16 protein-coding genes are annotated in these 16731 nt (G+C 47.6%); 14 read left to right on the plus strand and 2 right to left on the minus strand.

Translation table 11 applies throughout. The features are described from left to right. The 3 genes from MHH93_RS25440 to MHH93_RS25450 form a co-directional block, all read left to right on the plus strand. A partial coding sequence (locus MHH93_RS25440; RefSeq protein ID WP_500056284.1) for an HNH endonuclease occupies positions 1-506 on the plus strand: 506 nt, incomplete at its 5' end. Between the two features lie 267 nt (positions 507-773). Continuing rightward, positions 774-1442, plus strand: coding sequence for a TVP38/TMEM64 family protein (locus MHH93_RS25445; RefSeq protein ID WP_500056285.1), 669 nt, complete (start codon positions 774-776; stop codon positions 1440-1442). Between the two features lie 69 nt (positions 1443-1511). After that, positions 1512-2591, plus strand: coding sequence for a DUF1835 domain-containing protein (locus MHH93_RS25450; protein WP_500056286.1), 1080 nt, complete (start codon positions 1512-1514; stop codon positions 2589-2591). Between the two features lie 279 nt (positions 2592-2870). Here the strand turns inward: MHH93_RS25450 and MHH93_RS25455 are convergent, their stop codons facing one another. Further along, complete coding sequence (locus MHH93_RS25455; RefSeq protein WP_500056287.1) at positions 2871-3389, minus strand: cupin domain-containing protein; 519 nt, start codon at positions 3387-3389, stop codon at positions 2871-2873. Between the two features lie 152 nt (positions 3390-3541). Here MHH93_RS25455 and MHH93_RS25460 point away from each other — a divergent pair, with 152 nt between their 5' ends. Next, complete coding sequence (locus MHH93_RS25460) at positions 3542-4543, plus strand: NAD-dependent epimerase/dehydratase family protein (RefSeq protein WP_500056288.1); 1002 nt, start codon at positions 3542-3544, stop codon at positions 4541-4543. Between the two features lie 162 nt (positions 4544-4705). Here the strand turns inward: MHH93_RS25460 and MHH93_RS25465 are convergent, their stop codons facing one another. Further along, positions 4706-4882 (minus strand): CsbD family protein, encoded by a 177-nt coding sequence (locus MHH93_RS25465; protein WP_074092719.1) that lies wholly within the window; start codon positions 4880-4882, stop codon positions 4706-4708. A 686-nt stretch (positions 4883-5568) separates the two neighbouring features. Between MHH93_RS25465 and MHH93_RS25470 the strand changes: the two genes are divergently transcribed. The 10 genes from MHH93_RS25470 to MHH93_RS25515 all read left to right on the plus strand — a co-directional run bounded on the left by MHH93_RS25470 (position 5569) and on the right by MHH93_RS25515 (position 16719). After that, positions 5569-6015, plus strand: coding sequence for a DUF1641 domain-containing protein (locus MHH93_RS25470; protein ID WP_105406625.1), 447 nt, complete (start codon positions 5569-5571; stop codon positions 6013-6015). Positions 6016-6039: 24 nt separating this feature from the next. After that, positions 6040-7221 carry an NAD(P)/FAD-dependent oxidoreductase gene (locus MHH93_RS25475; RefSeq protein WP_500056289.1) on the plus strand — a complete coding sequence of 394 codons (1182 nt, stop codon included), beginning with the start codon at positions 6040-6042 and terminating at the stop codon, positions 7219-7221. Positions 7222-7561: 340 nt separating this feature from the next. Then, on the plus strand, positions 7562-8206 hold the full coding sequence (locus tag MHH93_RS25480) for an SDR family oxidoreductase (protein ID WP_500056290.1): 645 nt from the start codon (positions 7562-7564) through the stop codon (positions 8204-8206). 55 nt (positions 8207-8261) lie between these two features. After that, positions 8262-9017: a response regulator transcription factor gene (locus MHH93_RS25485; RefSeq protein ID WP_500056291.1), complete on the plus strand. Its 756-nt coding sequence runs from the start codon at positions 8262-8264 to the stop codon at positions 9015-9017. Continuing rightward, the gene (locus MHH93_RS25490) at positions 9014-10390 is read left to right on the plus strand and encodes a sensor histidine kinase (RefSeq protein WP_500056292.1); all 1377 of its coding nucleotides are present in this window, start codon (positions 9014-9016) and stop codon (positions 10388-10390) included. The genes MHH93_RS25485 and MHH93_RS25490 overlap by 4 nt, the downstream gene beginning before the upstream one ends. Before the next feature lie 77 nt (positions 10391-10467). Then, positions 10468-11268, plus strand: a complete 801-nt coding sequence (locus tag MHH93_RS25495; protein WP_500056293.1) for a PepSY domain-containing protein — start codon at positions 10468-10470, stop codon at positions 11266-11268. Between the two features lie 240 nt (positions 11269-11508). Continuing rightward, complete coding sequence (locus MHH93_RS25500; protein WP_500056294.1) at positions 11509-12138, plus strand: PepSY domain-containing protein; 630 nt, start codon at positions 11509-11511, stop codon at positions 12136-12138. A gap of 364 nt (positions 12139-12502) precedes the next feature. Then, positions 12503-14011, plus strand: coding sequence for an RICIN domain-containing protein (locus MHH93_RS25505; protein ID WP_500056295.1), 1509 nt, complete (start codon positions 12503-12505; stop codon positions 14009-14011). 247 nt (positions 14012-14258) lie between these two features. Further along, the gene (locus MHH93_RS25510; RefSeq protein ID WP_500056296.1) at positions 14259-15050 is read left to right on the plus strand and encodes an ABC transporter ATP-binding protein; all 792 of its coding nucleotides are present in this window, start codon (positions 14259-14261) and stop codon (positions 15048-15050) included. Position 15051: 1 nt separating this feature from the next. Beyond that, positions 15052-16719, plus strand: coding sequence for a hypothetical protein (locus MHH93_RS25515; RefSeq protein ID WP_500056297.1), 1668 nt, complete (start codon positions 15052-15054; stop codon positions 16717-16719). Positions 16720-16731: the final 12 nt, after the last annotated feature.

Raw genomic sequence — 16731 nt, forward strand, 5'->3', positions numbered from 1 at the left:
CTGGCATGGACGGCCGTCCCCGCCGTCAGACGCCGGCGACCCCGGTAGCCATCGATCCGGAAGATCCGGCTTCGCTCCGGACCAACCGGCAAGGCATGGTGCGGATGCGTGGCAAGACGGACAAGGGGCGCCGTTGGCATCAGGAAGTGGATATGGAGCTTGCGGTTACGTTGGTCAAGGAAAAAGCTGCTGTGGTGGTCAATCGGTACACGATTCGCCGATTGTTCAGCAACAAGGATTTCAAGCGGTATATTCTGACCCGGGATCACTACACCTGTTACTTCTGTGGATCGTATGGAGATACGATTGACCATCTGCTCCCGCGTGCCAAAGGTGGACATACCACCCCGCTTAACTGTGTCTGTGCCTGTAATCTGTGCAACCAGTCCAAAGCGGCGATGGATGCCGAAGAGTTCATGAACTCAGGTATTCCTGAGTGGAATGCTGCTCATCAGGCAGAACTGATTGAACTGGCCATGCAGGAAGCGCAGCTGGAAGAAGGATAAATTCCCCCAAAGAAGGATCGGGGTTTCGATATGAAGAGCACACCAAGACCACAAGAGGTCGAGGTGTGCTTTTTGGATTTCTTTTAGATTTTGATGGGAAGTCAGTTCACTGTGCAATAATTTCTTCAAATTGACAACGGTGTTCATCGATGATGTACGTTATACTGGGAGGGAGTTGCGTAAGAAGCTTCATCATTCAGTTGAATGATGAAATGTATAGTGAACATCAAACTAAGAATTTAGATTGTATAGATTGGATGGATGCAGATGACCCCGGCAGCATTGGACATTATGTCCTATATTACGGAAGAAAATATTCGTTTCTGGCTGGAGAAGTTTCGCTCCCTGGGCCCGTTACCGGGAATTTTGCTTACGTTTATGAAATCATTTGTGCCACCACTTCCAACATTGTTGATTGTGGGTGTGAACGGTGTGGTATACGGTCTGTGGGCAGGGTTTTTATATTCATGGATCGGCATGGTCCTCGGTTGCACCGTTACATTTCTGATCGTACGGGAGATCGGGAAATCCGCTTTTGTAGAGCGATGGGCACGCAAACCTCGTGTGCAACGCAGCATGGTATGGATTCGAAGGAATGCATTCAGTTATGTTTTTCTGCTGAGTATCTTCCCGGTAGGTCCGTTTGTCATTATTAATGTGGCAGCAGGTATCGCACGAATGCGGTTATTATCCTTCCTGCTTGCGGTGGGCTGTGGTAAAGCGATCATGATCTTCTCTGTGACGTATATCGGTTCCAATGTGGAACAATTTCTGGAGCATCCTGTACGTTGGATAGGCGTGCTGCTCTTCATAGCGGTATCCCTGTGGGCAAGCCGCAAACTGGAGCGGCATTTTACCCGGTCATCGTCAGATGGCGAAGAGCTGAATGATCTGAATGATCTGAATCAATCATCTGGAAAATCAATCTCCTCATAAACAAAGGAATAACAGTGTTCAGATATATTTTCTGTCAATATTGACGATAGCTTGAAGGAGGGGATCAGCATGATTGATGATATCTTTGCTTTCAGTCGATTGTTGAATCGTATGAATGAGAATGAACTTCGTTCAGCACTGCGTGTGCTTTATATGAAATCAGCTCACGTGGTCAAGCGGCAGGAGGAGCAAGGCGAAAAGGTGGATTTTGCGGATGCGGTACAGTCTCTGTTTCGGAATATGGAACCCCCTTTTGATCTGGAATTGCTGGAACAACAAGCTCTGGCAGAGATTGACAAACCAAATGAAATTCATATTACGTTCGGAGAATCACCTCTGAGTAGTCTGAAAATGGGAATGAGCACATTACCTAATCAGGCAAAGCGGAGCTTTTTCTCTATGGATGATGATTATGCTGTGGGTCCGTTAGGTGATCTGACCCATCGTGCAGATTTGCAGCGCAGGCATCTCTGGCTGACCGAAAGAATGTGTCTCAGTGACCGCGAGGCTTATGCCATGCATGAACTTGAATCATTAATTGAGCTTAACTCCACAATGCAGTCTCTTGATTCCAAGACGTCAATTATCATCTGGTATGCGAATAATGCACGTGAGAAGACGGGACTACTCTATGCGATGCATCTATTGCGCAGCAGTAAGAGTCCTATATATCTGATCGAAACGAGTGGCTTATATCAGCAATTATTCAATAGACCTGATGTTCAATATGATGTGCTCCACACAGGCGAGATTCTTCCGGAAAAGCTTCTGGCGATGTGGCAAGTCTGCTCTGAGCAAGAGCCGCTGTCCAAGCAAGAACGCCTGCAGCTGGAACAGGATTGGCTGGAACTTTCGGTACAGCCTGGGCTATTACGTATCATGCAGAATGGCGTGATTGAGAGTCTGCCCGAAGATGCGTTGGACGAGTACATTATGCAGAAGGTAAGGGAACTGACACCGAACTGGGAGCCAGGCAAGTATATCCGAGCAGCTCGTATTGTGGGTGAAGTGATTGGTACGAGCAGCCAGCATATAAGTGATGTCTTCGTGGAGTACCGTCTAAGACAACTGGTGCTGCAACGCCAACTTGAGATGGATGGAAAGCCACTTGCAATGAGGTATTACAGTGTTCGGCTTGCCGAACGCTAAAATGGACTGAGGATGGAACGTACAGATAGAAAACAAGATACGTGATCGAAAAGTTTGAAATAAGACGGAAGATCTGAGCGTTTCCTTCCGCAATCAGGAAGGTATCACGAAGTGTCTCCGATACCAGATTTTCATAATTCCTACTTAAATAGACTGTTCCACCCGGTGGATAACTCCTACATGTCCGGGGAACAGTCTATTTGTTACTCGTTAAAAACTGAACCAACTTCAACTGTGCATTGTTTAATAGTATTCTTTTCTTCATTTTCATCATATCGGTTATGACTTCTTCCCACTCCAAATTTCCATTAGAGGACCATCCTGCCCGTAGACCGGATCGGTATCCGGAATCGGAACCTCTTGGATTTCCTGAAGAGCTTTGGCACGATCGCCTTCTTCACCTGTGCGTGTGTTGTAACTCATACCGCCCGGATAGGCACCTGCAATACGAAAGTCCGGGCTGGATTCCAGCCGTTTATGCCCTGTTCCAGCGGGAAGCACGACAACGTCGCCTGTCTGAAGGTAAACTTTCTGTCCATTTTCTCCGCCTAGAATCAGTTTCACGAATCCGCTCACCACAGCAAGAGCCTCATGAGCATTACTATGATAATGATGATAATTGAACACACCGTTCAACCAGCTATTTCCCCATCCATGACGGTTCAGCAATGATTCTGCGTGAAGGGCCTCTTCAGCCCATACGTTCTTATACAAAAGCACAGGCAGGGTCGGATGATTGGGAATTACACCGTTATCCTGAAAAAATAACGTCTCTATGTCCTTTTTTCGTTCATTCATCTCATATCACCTCATTATAAATTACCCGATAAGTTCAAGGACGAACAAAAAACAATTGTAAAATGATACAAAATGTATCATTTTAAGGTTATACTCAGTACATAAACTCTCTTCAATGCACTCGTTGTATAAATCGCAAGGGGGAATCGTGTGTGAACATTGTTATTACAGGAGCTTCTGGATTTGTGGGATTTAATCTGTCACAGTATTTGGCGCAAAAGGGGCATCTAATCACTCTTCTGGATCGGGATGATTATTGTCAGAGGCTTGTTCACGCCTCTCCTCTGCATGAGATGCCGTTCATCTGTTGTGACCTTGCCTCAGACCCAATTCATCTGCCTTCTGGAACAGATTACATTATTCATCTGGCAGCCATGCCTCACGTGGATTATTCGTATCATCAACCAGGGGAAGTCTTCCGCAATAATACTCTCAGCACTCAGGCTATTCTCCAATATGCTACCGAACATCACATCCCTGTCTTGTTGGCATCATCTGTTGAAGTGTATGGCGGCGATTGGGGCAGGGTCTATCATGAATCAGATCCGTATGCGCCCGTCTCTCCTTATTCTGCATCCAAAGTCGCCTGTGAAATGCTTGCTCACTCCTACGCTCAATGTTACGAGCTGTCAGTCAAACTCTTTCGTTTGACTAACCTCTATGGTCCGTGGCAACTGCCAGACCGTATCATTCCTCGAAACTTCGGTCGGATGCTGGACGGACTGCCTCTGGATATTCAGGGATCGGCAGTGCGTGATTTCTTGTATGTAGATGATGCGCTTCGGGCCATTGAGCAGATCATGCTGAAAGGCAAAGACGGACAGGTTTACAACATATCGACAGGGCTTGGAACAACGATGCAGGAGATCGGGGAGTTATTGCAACCAATGGATCGGTCCTTAGCGGCTATAGAGATTCGGGAGCAAGAACCCACTCAGTCCAGAGGGTCCAGTCTAGTCGTACATTCAGGTAGAATAAGGGCGGAATTGGGATGGTTACCTCAGATGACATTGGAAAAAGGATTGGAACGAACTTTCCGCTGGTACCAGGAACATCCCGAATGGGTAAGGCAGTTCAGCCGTGAATATCATAGAACAAGGGAAACACGCAGTTTTATTATCGATATGGCAAGATACGCAGTTCCAGCTGTGTAAAATACACAAAAAAAGCCAGGGAAGGGTGTATTGAGTAACACCTTCCTTGGCTTTTTTGCGCCTCCGTCTCATCTTTTGGTTTTTTCCGGATAGGACGCAGGCTCTTTCAAAACGATCTATTGCACGAAATGATCGTGCTGATGGACCTCACATTAAAAGGATCTAGTGATGATCTTTTTTAATGTCGGCAATTTTATCCTGTACAGCACCTTTGGCTTTGTCTTTTTTACCCTCAGCCTGAAGGGATCTGTTATTGGTTGCATTACCGATCTGATCCTTCACTTCGCCTTTGGCCTTGTTTACGCCTGCTTTGATTTTATCGCCAGTTGAATTACTCATATCGAACATCTCCTTCGTTGTCTGGTGTATTCCTTATTAACCGGGATACTCGTAATCTAAACGCAAGCAGTTTAATCCAATTTTTGCAATCGCGGTGCAAGAGGTTCATACTTGAAATAGAAAAGATGTCTCAATGATGGAATAAGGCGGAGCCCAACGCTGCATAATAACGACAGTGACCAATTTCGTTGCGCAAGATTCTTGGATTTGGAAAACAATTCCTTTGATTTTTGATGAATAAACCCTTTCTCGTGTACATATCGTACATCTGGTCATATGTGATCTTGTCTTCATACCACATATGGTAGGTATACGGATTTTGGACAGAGGAATTGGCGGACTTATCCTGCTTGCACGGGTTGACAAAAAAATCGATTTTGTTACAATGTTCACAATATCTTCACAAGTGTAAAAAATTTCTTTTTCATGTTCATGTGTAAGAGGTGTAATATAAGGGTATAGAGTTCGGTTTCGGCCTGCTTGTCGTTTTGTGCGTCAACACATGTTGTCCGCAATAGATCCAAGATACAATGCATGATGTGAGAGTGGCCCTGAGCTACGCTTATCCTATTGTGTGAAATTTGGTACATTTAGTTGTATTCAATGTATTTTGTGGTTCGGCTCTGCTTGACAGGCATCATGAAAGTCGCGGACTTCTATCCCAAAGTAAAGGAGGACTTTCTCTTATGTCACAATCGCCTACTCAACAAGAGGTGCCGGTTACAGAAGGTGCCGACGTTTCCCAACGCCAGTCCTTGGATGTACTGGATCAACTGATGAAGCCTGAGGTACAGGAGTCTTTAACCGTTCTGGTGGAGAACCTGCCTAAACTGGCTGAAATGGTTACTGCTATGACGAAAGCTTATGACTTTGCACAAAGTGTAGCAACAGACAAAGTTCTGATCAGCGACACAATGAGCGCAATGGGCGAGTTCGCTAAGCCTGTTGTAGACAAAGCTAAAGGTGTAGCTTCTGCTGCCATCGAAGCCAATGACCGTGCGCAAACAGAGCAAACTTCAGTTGGCTTGTTCGCTATGCTGAAAATGCTCAAAGATCCAAACGTACAACAGTCGCTTCGTTTTGCTCAATCTTTCTTGAGCATCCTGAACGAGCGTCAACAACCGAAACGTTAAGACTTAGAAGAACGGAGGATGGATATGTCGAAGCAAATTTTGATCTTGGGTGGAGGATACGGCGGTCTGTTGACTGCATTGACTGCACGTCAATACTTGTCTCCGGAAGAAGCGACAATTACTGTCGTGAACCGTTACCCTACACACCAAATTATCACGGAACTGCACCGTCTTGCAGCAGGAAGCATTGCTGAACAAGCAGTTGCTCTTCCGCTCGAAAAATTGCTGCGTGGCAAAAACGTGAACCTGAAAATCGATACGGTGGATACAATCAAGCCGGACGAGAAGAAAGTTCTGATGACCAGCGGCTCCACATACTCTTACGATGCACTCGTTGTTGCCCTGGGTAGCGAAACAGCTTACTTCGGAATTCCGGGACTGCAAGAGTACAGCTTCACGCTGAAATCGGTTAGTGATGCAAACCGCATTCGTGCACACGTTGATGCACGTCTGGATGCATACAAAAAATCCGGCAACAAAGCAGACGCAACGTTTGTTATTGGTGGCGGCGGCTTGACAGGTATTGAACTTGTCGGCGAATTCGTTGATCTTCTTCCAGCTGTATGTCAAGAGAAAGGTATCGATTTCAACGATATCTCCCTGTACACGGTTGAAGCAGGTCCTTCCATCCTGGCTGGTTTCCCGCCAGAGCTGGTTGATCGTGCGAAATCCAGTCTGGAGAAACGTGGCGTTAACTTCATCGTTGGCGTAGCGATTACCGAGATGAAAGAAAACGAAGTTATGCTGAAAGACGGCAGCTCCATCCCTACGAATACCCTCGTATGGACTGGTGGCGTTCAAGGTAACGCAGTTGTTGCTAACAGCGGAATTGAAGTGGATCGCGGCCGTGCGAAAGTTACGGAAGTTCTGCAATCCACATCCCACAAAGATGTGTTTGTTGCTGGTGACAGCGCAGTGGTCTTCCCTAGCGAAGGTGCTCGCCCTTATCCTCCAACAGCACAATTGGCTTGGCAAATGGGTGAAACCATTGGTCACAACCTGGGCGTAATGTTCAAAGGTGGCGCAATGGAATCCTTCACACCAGTATTCTCCGGTACGCTGGGAAGTCTGGGTCGTAAAGATGCTGTCGGCATGATCGGTGGCAACCAGACTCGTCTGAAAGGTCTGCCTGCAACCATGATGAAAGAAGCAAGTAACATCCGTTACCTGGCTCACATTCACGGTTTGTTCGCACTGGCTTACTAATCTTCATGCCATTCAAGGGCGCCCTTCTGGGCGTCCTTTTTTCTGTTGTAATGGACAACAAAGATCATTAATATTCAGATGTGAAGAGGATGCGGCGGAAGTGATTGATCTGAGGATGCGTATAAATCATATAGGGTATAAGGTATATTATTAGACAACGGAATGTTACATTTCCCATAGATGTTCAACTGATGTACCGGATATGTATTTAACGGACATGGACCAGGAGCCGGCGCTTAGAAGCGCCGGCTTTCGTTTAAATGATAGGATGAGCATCTCTAAATATAATAAAACGGGGAGCGGCACAAGCGATCCGTTTAACCGAGAGGAGAAATGACGTATGAACGTTTTAGTTATAGGAGCGAATGGACAGATCGGTAAGTTTGTGGTGGAGCAGCTGGTACAGGAAGGCCAGCATAAGGTAACGGCCATGATCCGCAAACCGGAGCAGGCAGACGTACTGAAGGAACTCGGTGCCGCTGTGGTGATTGGTGATCTGGAGGGTAGTGTGGAGGACTTGGCTGAGGCCATGAAGGATCATAATGCCATTGTGTTTACAGCAGGTTCTGGCGGATCTACGGGTCAGGACAAAACACTGCTTATTGATCTCGACGGAGCGGTGAAAACGATGGAAGCCGCAGAGCAGCAAGGCATCTCCAGATATATTCTGGTCAGTGCGTATGGCGCAGATCAACGGGAGAAATGGTCAGAGTCCATTAAGCCATATTACGTTGCCAAGCATTATGCGGATCGTGCATTGTTTGCAAGTGATCTGAATTACACGATTATCCGCCCGGGTGGTCTGAAGAATGAGCCGGGCACAGGCAAGATTGCAGTTGGAACCGATCTGAAACCAGGTAGCATCCCGCGTGAAGATGTGGCCCGCGTCATCGTGGCTTCTTTGCAGGAAGAGAAGACGTACCGAATGGCCTTTGATCTGATTGCCGGGGATCAGCCTGTTGAAGATGCCTTGGGCAAACTGTAGATGTTATTGTAAGATAACGGGAGAATGAAATGATGGGGATGAGGGGGAGCGCTGCATGAACGAAGCCGTGCTGGTCATAGAGGATGAGCCCAAAATAGCACGTCTGCTTGAACTGGAATTACAGTATGAGGGATATCAGGTAGGCAAGGCGGGGAGTGGAACAGAAGGACTGGAGAAGTATGGGGAAGGTCAGTGGGATCTGATTCTGCTTGATGTGATGCTGCCTGGTCTGAGTGGAATTGAAGTGTTGCGCCGAGTTCGGGCCAAAGATGCTACAGTTCCGATTATTATGCTCACCGCCAAAGATTCCGTGGAAGATAAAGTATCCGGCCTGGATCTCGGAGCCAATGACTATATCACCAAGCCGTTCCAGATTGAAGAGCTGCTTGCCAGAGTTCGGGCCGCATTGCGGCTTAGTGCAGTGGCATCGGTTGTTTCTTCCGCTTCTTCGTCTACACCTGCTGATACAGGCAATGACTTGTCTGGGCATAAGGATGAAGCTGATGCAGGCTGGTTGACGGCTGCCGGGCTGAAACTGAATGAAGGAACGCGAGAGGTATTCCGAGATGGTGTGTCTATCGAACTCACACCACGTGAGTTCGATCTGCTGGTGTATCTGCTGCAGAATCAACGTCAGGTGCTCAGTCGTGACCAGATTGTGCAGGCCGTGTGGGGATACGATTATTATGGAGATACCAATGTGGTGGATGTGTACATCCGTTATGTGCGCAAAAAGGTGGATAACGGATTCGCACCACCCTTAATACATACCGTACGGGGCGTTGGATACGTCCTGAAGGAACAGTTATGAGCCTGCGCAGTAAAATCTACGGATATTCGTCTGTATTATTTGCTGTGCTGTTAATCGCGGTGAACCTGTCGGTCTACATCGTGTTTGAACGGATGTCGATTGATAACGAGGTTAATCGGGTGGAAGCGGAAGCGGAGTCTATTGTCAAAGGAGTGCGTCAGTCTGCCGGCTCCATTCCGCCGGACGACTTGCTGCGGGCCTACGCGCCTGTGAACGGCATGCTTCGGATCGTCAATGAGGACGGCACCAGTTCCCCAGTGACAACAACAGCAGCTTCCGAGCAGTTGAGCAAGCTGCCCTATAAGTACGAAAGTGAGAAGAAATCGGAGTATACCCAAGTTGAGCAGATTGGTTATGTGTGGGTATCAGTCCCGGTAATCTGGCCTGATGGTGAGGTGGTGAACGTTCAGGTCACCGAGAGCATTGCAGAGACGGAGAATCGTCTGTCCGTACTTCGTACCGTGCTTGTGGCAGTAACGATTATTGCCCTCATTCCAGCCATCATCTCTAGCCGGATTCTGGCGAACCGAATGACCAGACCGATTCAGCAGATGACACGCACGATGAGTGACATTCAGTCCAGCGGCCAATTCAAGCGTCTTCCGCTGGAGGAAGGGTCGAAGGATGAACTGAAAACGATGGGACAGACGTTCAACCGGATGATGGACCTGCTCGAATCCAACTTTGAACGACAGGAACGTTTCGTATCCGATGCATCTCATGAACTCAAAACACCGCTGACCATTATTGAAAGTTATGCCAGTTTGCTACAGCGGCGAGGGAAAGAACGTCCCGAGGTATTTGATGAAGCGGTGGAAGCGATTCTGTCCGAATCGGTTCGCATGCGGGAGATGACCGAGCAGCTGCTACTGCTTGCGAAGCAGCCAGAGCAATGGAATGTGCAGTTGGAGCGTGTGGATATCACGAGAGTTGCAACAGACTCCACACGTGCGTTTCGCGAAGCCTATCACCGTGAAGTCCGGTGTGAAGATCGAGGTCCAATCTGGGCAATCAGCGATGAGAGCAAGCTGAAGCAGCTGTTGTTTATTTTGCTGGATAACGCACGTAAGTATAGTGAAGATGCCATTGAAGTGAAGCTGGAAGCCAAGGGACAAGAGTGCCGTATTCAGATTGTAGATTCCGGGATTGGCATGCGGGAGGATGAGCTGGAGAAGGTATTTGACCGATTCTACCGGGTTGATCCAGCCAGAACACGCAGCTTGGGTGCAAGTGGTTCAGGTCTGGGATTGTCGCTTGCCAAAGAACTTGCAGGTGCAGTAGGAGCGCGGGTTGAACTGACCAGTACCGAGGGTGAAGGCACCGAGGCTTCAATTATTTTGCCATTATCGGTTCAGAACGGACCGCTCTCATGAAATTCTCATTCTTCTCTTATATACTGATATACAGCAGATGAACTTGGGCTATGGGGGAGTTATAAGGGGGAAATGGGATGACAGAGCATGAGCAGCGACCACCGGAAATGAAACGTCATGAGCAGGGTAATAGTGGTTGGGTCAAATCGAGAAGATCACTTTGGTGGGGTTCGGGACTTCTCATTGTGCTGATTGTGGCAGCCGTTGCTTGGTGGAAGCCTTGGCAATCAACTGGTGCGGTACTTACGGCAGATGCGGCAGCCCAATCCGTACTGGATCAATATCCGGGCGAGATTGTGAATTCCACGTTGAAGGACGGGACGTATATCATGCAGCTCCGTTCGGAAACCGGCCTATATGACGTACAGGTGGATGCCGTTACGGCTACCGTGAATTCCATCAAACGGCTGGAGTCCAACCCGCAAGCGGAAGAGAAGACGTTATGGAGCCGCGAGCAGATCAAAACGGCGTTGTTAAAACAACAAACGGATGACCAACTGGTCTCACTAGAACTTGTGGAGCAACAAGGCAGTCCGGTATACACTGCGGTTGTGAAGGCGAAGGATAACAGCCGTGAAGAACTCACGATTGATCCATATACGGGAGAGACGATATCTTCCAAAACAATAACAGCCCCGACAACTGAACCAACAAAGGATGATCCCAAACCTCAGTTTCTGAGCGAGAAACAAGCCAAGCAGAAGGCACTTGCAGAGGTTCCGGGGGAAGTGGACGACATCGAACTGCGTGGAACCAACAGCGGGAATCCGTATTATCTGGTCGAGATTGATCTGGAGGATGGCCGGGAGGCTATTGTGCAAGTGAACGCGATCTCGGGAGCCATTCGTTCCGTAACTTGGGATGAGGACGATGATTAACCTTTTGTAAGGGCAAAGGGCCGATAGAAGATAGCATTAACTCATTGGACAGATGATTCCTAATGTGGAGTCATCTTTTTCATTTGTTTTTGAATACATACATCATGAACACCAGTTGAATGAGCATTCTCCTCATTTTCTCATCAAATTCTAATCTAACTCTCGCTGATCTCTCATTCCTGCAGGTTATTCTATAGATGTAGACGAGAACGAGAACAACAAACGAGGAGATGAATGATGATGATGAACAAACATAAACTATGGATTGGTAGCTTGTCAGCAGCGGTATTACTTGGTGGATCGGCCGTAGCGGCTAGCGGAAATTTAAACGGGCAATCGGTGCAAACGACACCAGCGTCAACAACACAATCCGTATCACAGAACCAGAACAGCACAGGCAAAATGCTGAATGCATCCCAAGCAAAAGCGCTGGCGTTAAAGGCAGCCGATGGTAAGGTGGATGACGTGGATCTGGAGCGCAGAAACGGCCAAACGTTCTATGAAATCGAGATTGATAGAAAAGGCAAAAATGATGTTGTCGTTCGTCTGGATGCGTACACAGGCAAAATCTTGGCAGTCGTGGATGATGAAGACTACGATGATGACGATGATTATGAAGGTACTGTAACAGGCAATACATCTAACAACTCTGCTGCCAAGCAGGTCAAATTGACGGCATCCCAAGCTTCAAACATTGCGTTGAAACAAGTTACGGGTGGTAAAGTAACCAAAGTCGAACTGGATCATGATGACGGTCGCTATGTGTATGAGATCGAGCTGAGAACCGCTCAAGGTGAAGCAGATGTAGATATCGATGCCAACACAGGTAAAGTGTTATCGTTCGACCAGGATTTTGACGACCAAGATTAAGCAATAATGGCGGGTATACGCCGATAAAACATCATATAAAAACCTGCCTATGAACAGCCGCACACAGCTAGGGATCGTTACATCATGGAGGAGCAGGGCAGGTATAGCAGAGGACGCTTCGGGGGAAGCGTCTTTTTGCTGTTGATCGAGAGAGCGGAGTATAAAATTGTACATCTTCCGCCGGATTGTTCACTATTCGAGCAGGAACGTGGCGGATACAATCGGAATCAAGGAGGTGAAGCTAGGCCAATCAATCTTGCCAGGAATTCTAATGTTAAAATGCATCATCGATCGGAGGCAGATGAGACATATCGATTTTATTTATGTAAACGCTTCACAAAAAAACATGGAGGTGCATTACGATATGGCTATGAACGATGGATGGTTGAAAAAAAATATACCTTCACGTCGCTTTACCCGCCGCATGAGTTATTTGCTTGTATTGGTATTGGCGCTGCAATCATTAGGCATGTTGTTCGCGCCCGGACCAAATGCTTCAGCTGCTCCGCTCAGTGTAACGAACGGGATACAGTTCAAAGACACGAATGGTAATGTCGTTCATGCTCATGGGGGTGGGATGATCAAGGCAAATGGGTATTATTATTGGTTTGGGGAGAACCGCAATCCGAATGGAACGTTCAAGGCTGTGTCCGTGTATCGTTCATCGGATCTGAAGAACTGGGAGTACCGCAATGATGTGCTCACCAGCAGCTCGGCAGCCGAGTTAAATATCTCCAACATTGAACGCCCGAAGGTCATCTACAACAGTGCTACCGGCAAATACGTACTCTGGATGCACAAGGAGAATGGTCTGGATTATGGCGAAGCCAGAGTGGCCGTAGCTACTTCGAATACGGTTGATGGCACTTACACGTATGTGGGCAGCTATCGTCCACTTGGGTATGATTCGAGAGATATGACGGTGTACAACGATAATGGAACGGCTTATCTGATCTCCGCGACCCGAGTGAATGCCGATCTGAATATATATAAGCTGACCCCCGATTTCCTGGGTGTGGAATCCCTAGTCACAACGCTGTGGCCCGGACAATATCGTGAAGCACCTGCTGTATTCAAAAAAGACGGCGTCTACTTCCTGATCACCTCGGGTGCGACCGGCTGGAATCCGAATCAGGCCAAATATGCCACAGCCACCAGCATTACAGGCACATGGAGCGGCCTCAGCAACTTTGGAGACAGCACAACATATGGTTCTCAATCCACCTATGTTTTTCCAGTAGAAGGTTCACAGACCACATCCTATCTCTACATGGGTGATCGCTGGGCTGGTGCATGGAGCGGACCGGTGCAGGATTCCAAGTATGTCTGGCTGCCACTCTCGTTCCCAAGCGCAACCAGTCTGGCGATGAACTGGGCCAGCAGTATTACGATTGATACAGCAACTGGTACCGTAACTGGAGCAAGTACATCAGAGGTATGGGACCCGAATGCTTCATATCAGCTGATTAGCCGCAAGAGTAACAAATTGCTGAATGTTATTGGGGGTTCCTCCGCCAACGGTGCGGATTTGGAGCAGCGAGCAGATGGGGGAACAACGAGTCAGCAGTGGCAGATTACCGATGCGGGTGGCGGCTATGTCAAAATTATCAACCGTTCCAGCGGTAAGCTGATCGGTGTAGAGAACGGTGTCACGACCGATGGGGCGGTCATTGAACAGTGGAATGACGGGGGTTGGGCCAGCCAGCAATGGCAGCTCGTCCATGTAGGTGGTGGTTATTATAAACTGAAGAACCGCAGTACAGGCAAGGTCTTGGACATCTCGGGTCAATCTTTGGCTGATGGGGCTGCGGCCATCCAGTGGACGGATAATGGGGGTACGAATCAGCATTTTCAGATTGTTAAAGTGCAGTAAGACTTTAAGACTTTGTAGATATTACCTAATAAGGTTCCGAATAAAGTGAAGTAGAAGCCCTTGTCTCTTGCCTTTAAGGTGGGACAGGGGCTTTGTGATGTGTTCACACTTGTTACGTGATGCTCTTACTCGAAAGGGAAAAGAGATGATGGCTCACTTCGTGATTGATTTCCGATCGTTAGCATACCAAACTGTGGTAAACTAGTAGAATTGTAGAAAAAGATAGAGACAGGAGCTGGATAACGAAGTGAGTGAACAACAAGTGCTGTCCATTGAAAGCTTGCGTATGAGATACAACGGACGTTATGTGCTGAATGGCATCGATCTGGAAGTGAATCGCGGTGAGATGATTGGATATATTGGTCCAAACGGGGCTGGCAAAAGTACGACGGTTAAGATTTTACTCGGGCTGGTTGAAGGTTATGTAGGTACGGTACGAATCTTCGGTAAAGATATTGCGGATGGGGATGTAGAATACAAGCGCAGAATCGGTTATGTTCCTGAGGTGGCGGAATTGTATGAACAATTAACGCCTGCGGAGTATCTGACTTTTACGGGAGAGTTATACGGGATGTCCTATGAGGATGCAGATTATAAAGCGAAGCTGCTAATGGATTGTTTTGGACTTGAAAAATCATATCATGCCCGTATTGCCTCCTTCTCCAAAGGCATGCGTCAGAAAGTGTTGCTGATCTCTGCGCTGCTTCATGACCCGGATCTGCTGTTCCTGGATGAACCACTCAGCGGTTTGGATGCCAATAGTGTGATGGTGGTCAAAGAGATTTTGTCACAGTTGTCAGCCAAAGGCACAACCATCTTCTACTCCTCCCACATCATGGATGTGGTGGAGAAGATCAGCAGTCGAATTGTACTCATCGCTGAAGGACGCGTAGTGGCAGATGGAACGTTTAAGCAACTCCAACAGCAATCCACGGAAGGTTCATTGACATTGGAGGAAGTATTCAATCAATTGACGGGCTTTAATGAGCATAAAGCCATTGCTGAGCGCTTTGTATCCATTGTGCAGGAGGTGTACTGATATGGAGGAAACCTCCGACTTTCGCACACTCAAGATCCTGGATCGCTTTCGTCCACTTATCGCCAAAACAGGGGCAGATTATGATGTGCTGCGCCTGATCTTACGAGTGAAGTTCCAGATGGACCAACGCAGAGTTCCTACTATTTTGTCCAACAATTCAGGAAAAAAAGAGCGCAAGGAAGGTAATCAGTTTCATCGATCCCTGTGGTTGTATGGATTAATGGGACTGATGATGGTTCCCTTTATTGTGTGGGATACAGGGCATTTCATGCTTCAGATGGGTCTGGTGTTCGGTATCTTAATGTTTATGATCATGACGTCCATGATCTCGGATTTCTCCTCCGTACTGCTGGATATCCGGGACCGCAATATTATCATGACGAAGCCCGTTAATGGACGAACAGTGGGGATGGCCCGGGCCATCCATGCGGGCGTATATCTGTTATTGCTGACGGGTTCTTTAACTGGCATACCGTTAATTGCTGCATTGGTGACACATGGGTTCTTATTCTTTCTGATCTTCCTTGTGGAACTGATTCTGATTAATATGTTGATTCTGGTGACAACGTCCCTGATCTATCTGTTTATGATGAAGTTTCTGGATGGTGAGAAGCTGAAGGATATGATCAATATGGTGCAAATTCTGCTTTCGGTGGGGATTGCAATTGGTTATCAGCTGGTCATCCGCTCGTTCAACATTATTGATTTTGGTATGGTATTCACGCCTGCTTGGTGGCAGTTGCTGTTACCTCCGTTATGGTATGCGGCCGCCTATGAATGGTTGTTTGCAGGAGGCGGGGATCTATGGATGTATACCTTCACAGCGCTGGCAGTCTTGGTTCCAGTGGTAAGTCTGATCGTATATGTGAAGCTTATGCCTTCCTTTGAGTTGTATTTGGAGAAAATGGCACATTCGGGACAGTCCTCTGGGCGCAGACGCGGAAGATGGGATCGCTGGATCTCCAAGCTGGTTAGTCGTTCCAGAGAGGAACAAGCTTGCTTCCGTCTGTCAGCCAGCATGATGCGCAACGAACGGGAGTTCAAGCTGAAGGTGTATCCATCACTTGGTTTATCCTTTGTTTTACCTTATGTATTTTGGTTTACTCAATTGCAATCTTCCAGCTGGGCGGAATTTAGGCAAAGTTCGTTCGTATACACCTTTTATATCGTGCTAATGCTGGTTGTTACGGTTGTGGTTATGCTGAAATTTTCAGGGCAATACAAGGCGTTCTGGACCTTTCGCGCTGCACCGATGGGGAATGATAGCGCGTTATACAAAGGTGCGCTGAAGGCGTTCTTGTGTAACATGTTCCTGCCTATATTTCTGGCGAACGCCATTCTGTTCACTTTGACATTTGGATTACGGATACTGCCGGATATTGCGATCATCTTGTTGACGGCGACCGCACTTGTCCCGCTGGCAGGCAAGTTGTTGCTGCGCAAGCCACCTTTCTCTCAATCGTTCAGTATGGCGCAACAAAGTGATGGCTGGTATGTATTCGTCGCCCTCCCTGTGCTCGCCATGTTATGGGGAGTCCATGTCTTTTTCCGATCAATATCGGGGGGCATCTGGATCTATGGAGTACTATTGATCGTGGCGAATGTCTTGCTGTGGACGCTGCTATTTCGAGAGAAGAAGACATCAGCTAAGAGGTCGGTTGCAGTTTAAGAATAGAGTGGA

The sequence above is a fragment of the Priestia sp. FSL H7-0729 genome (genome assembly GCF_038005685.1).
GTDB lineage: Bacteria > Bacillota > Bacilli > Paenibacillales > Paenibacillaceae > Paenibacillus.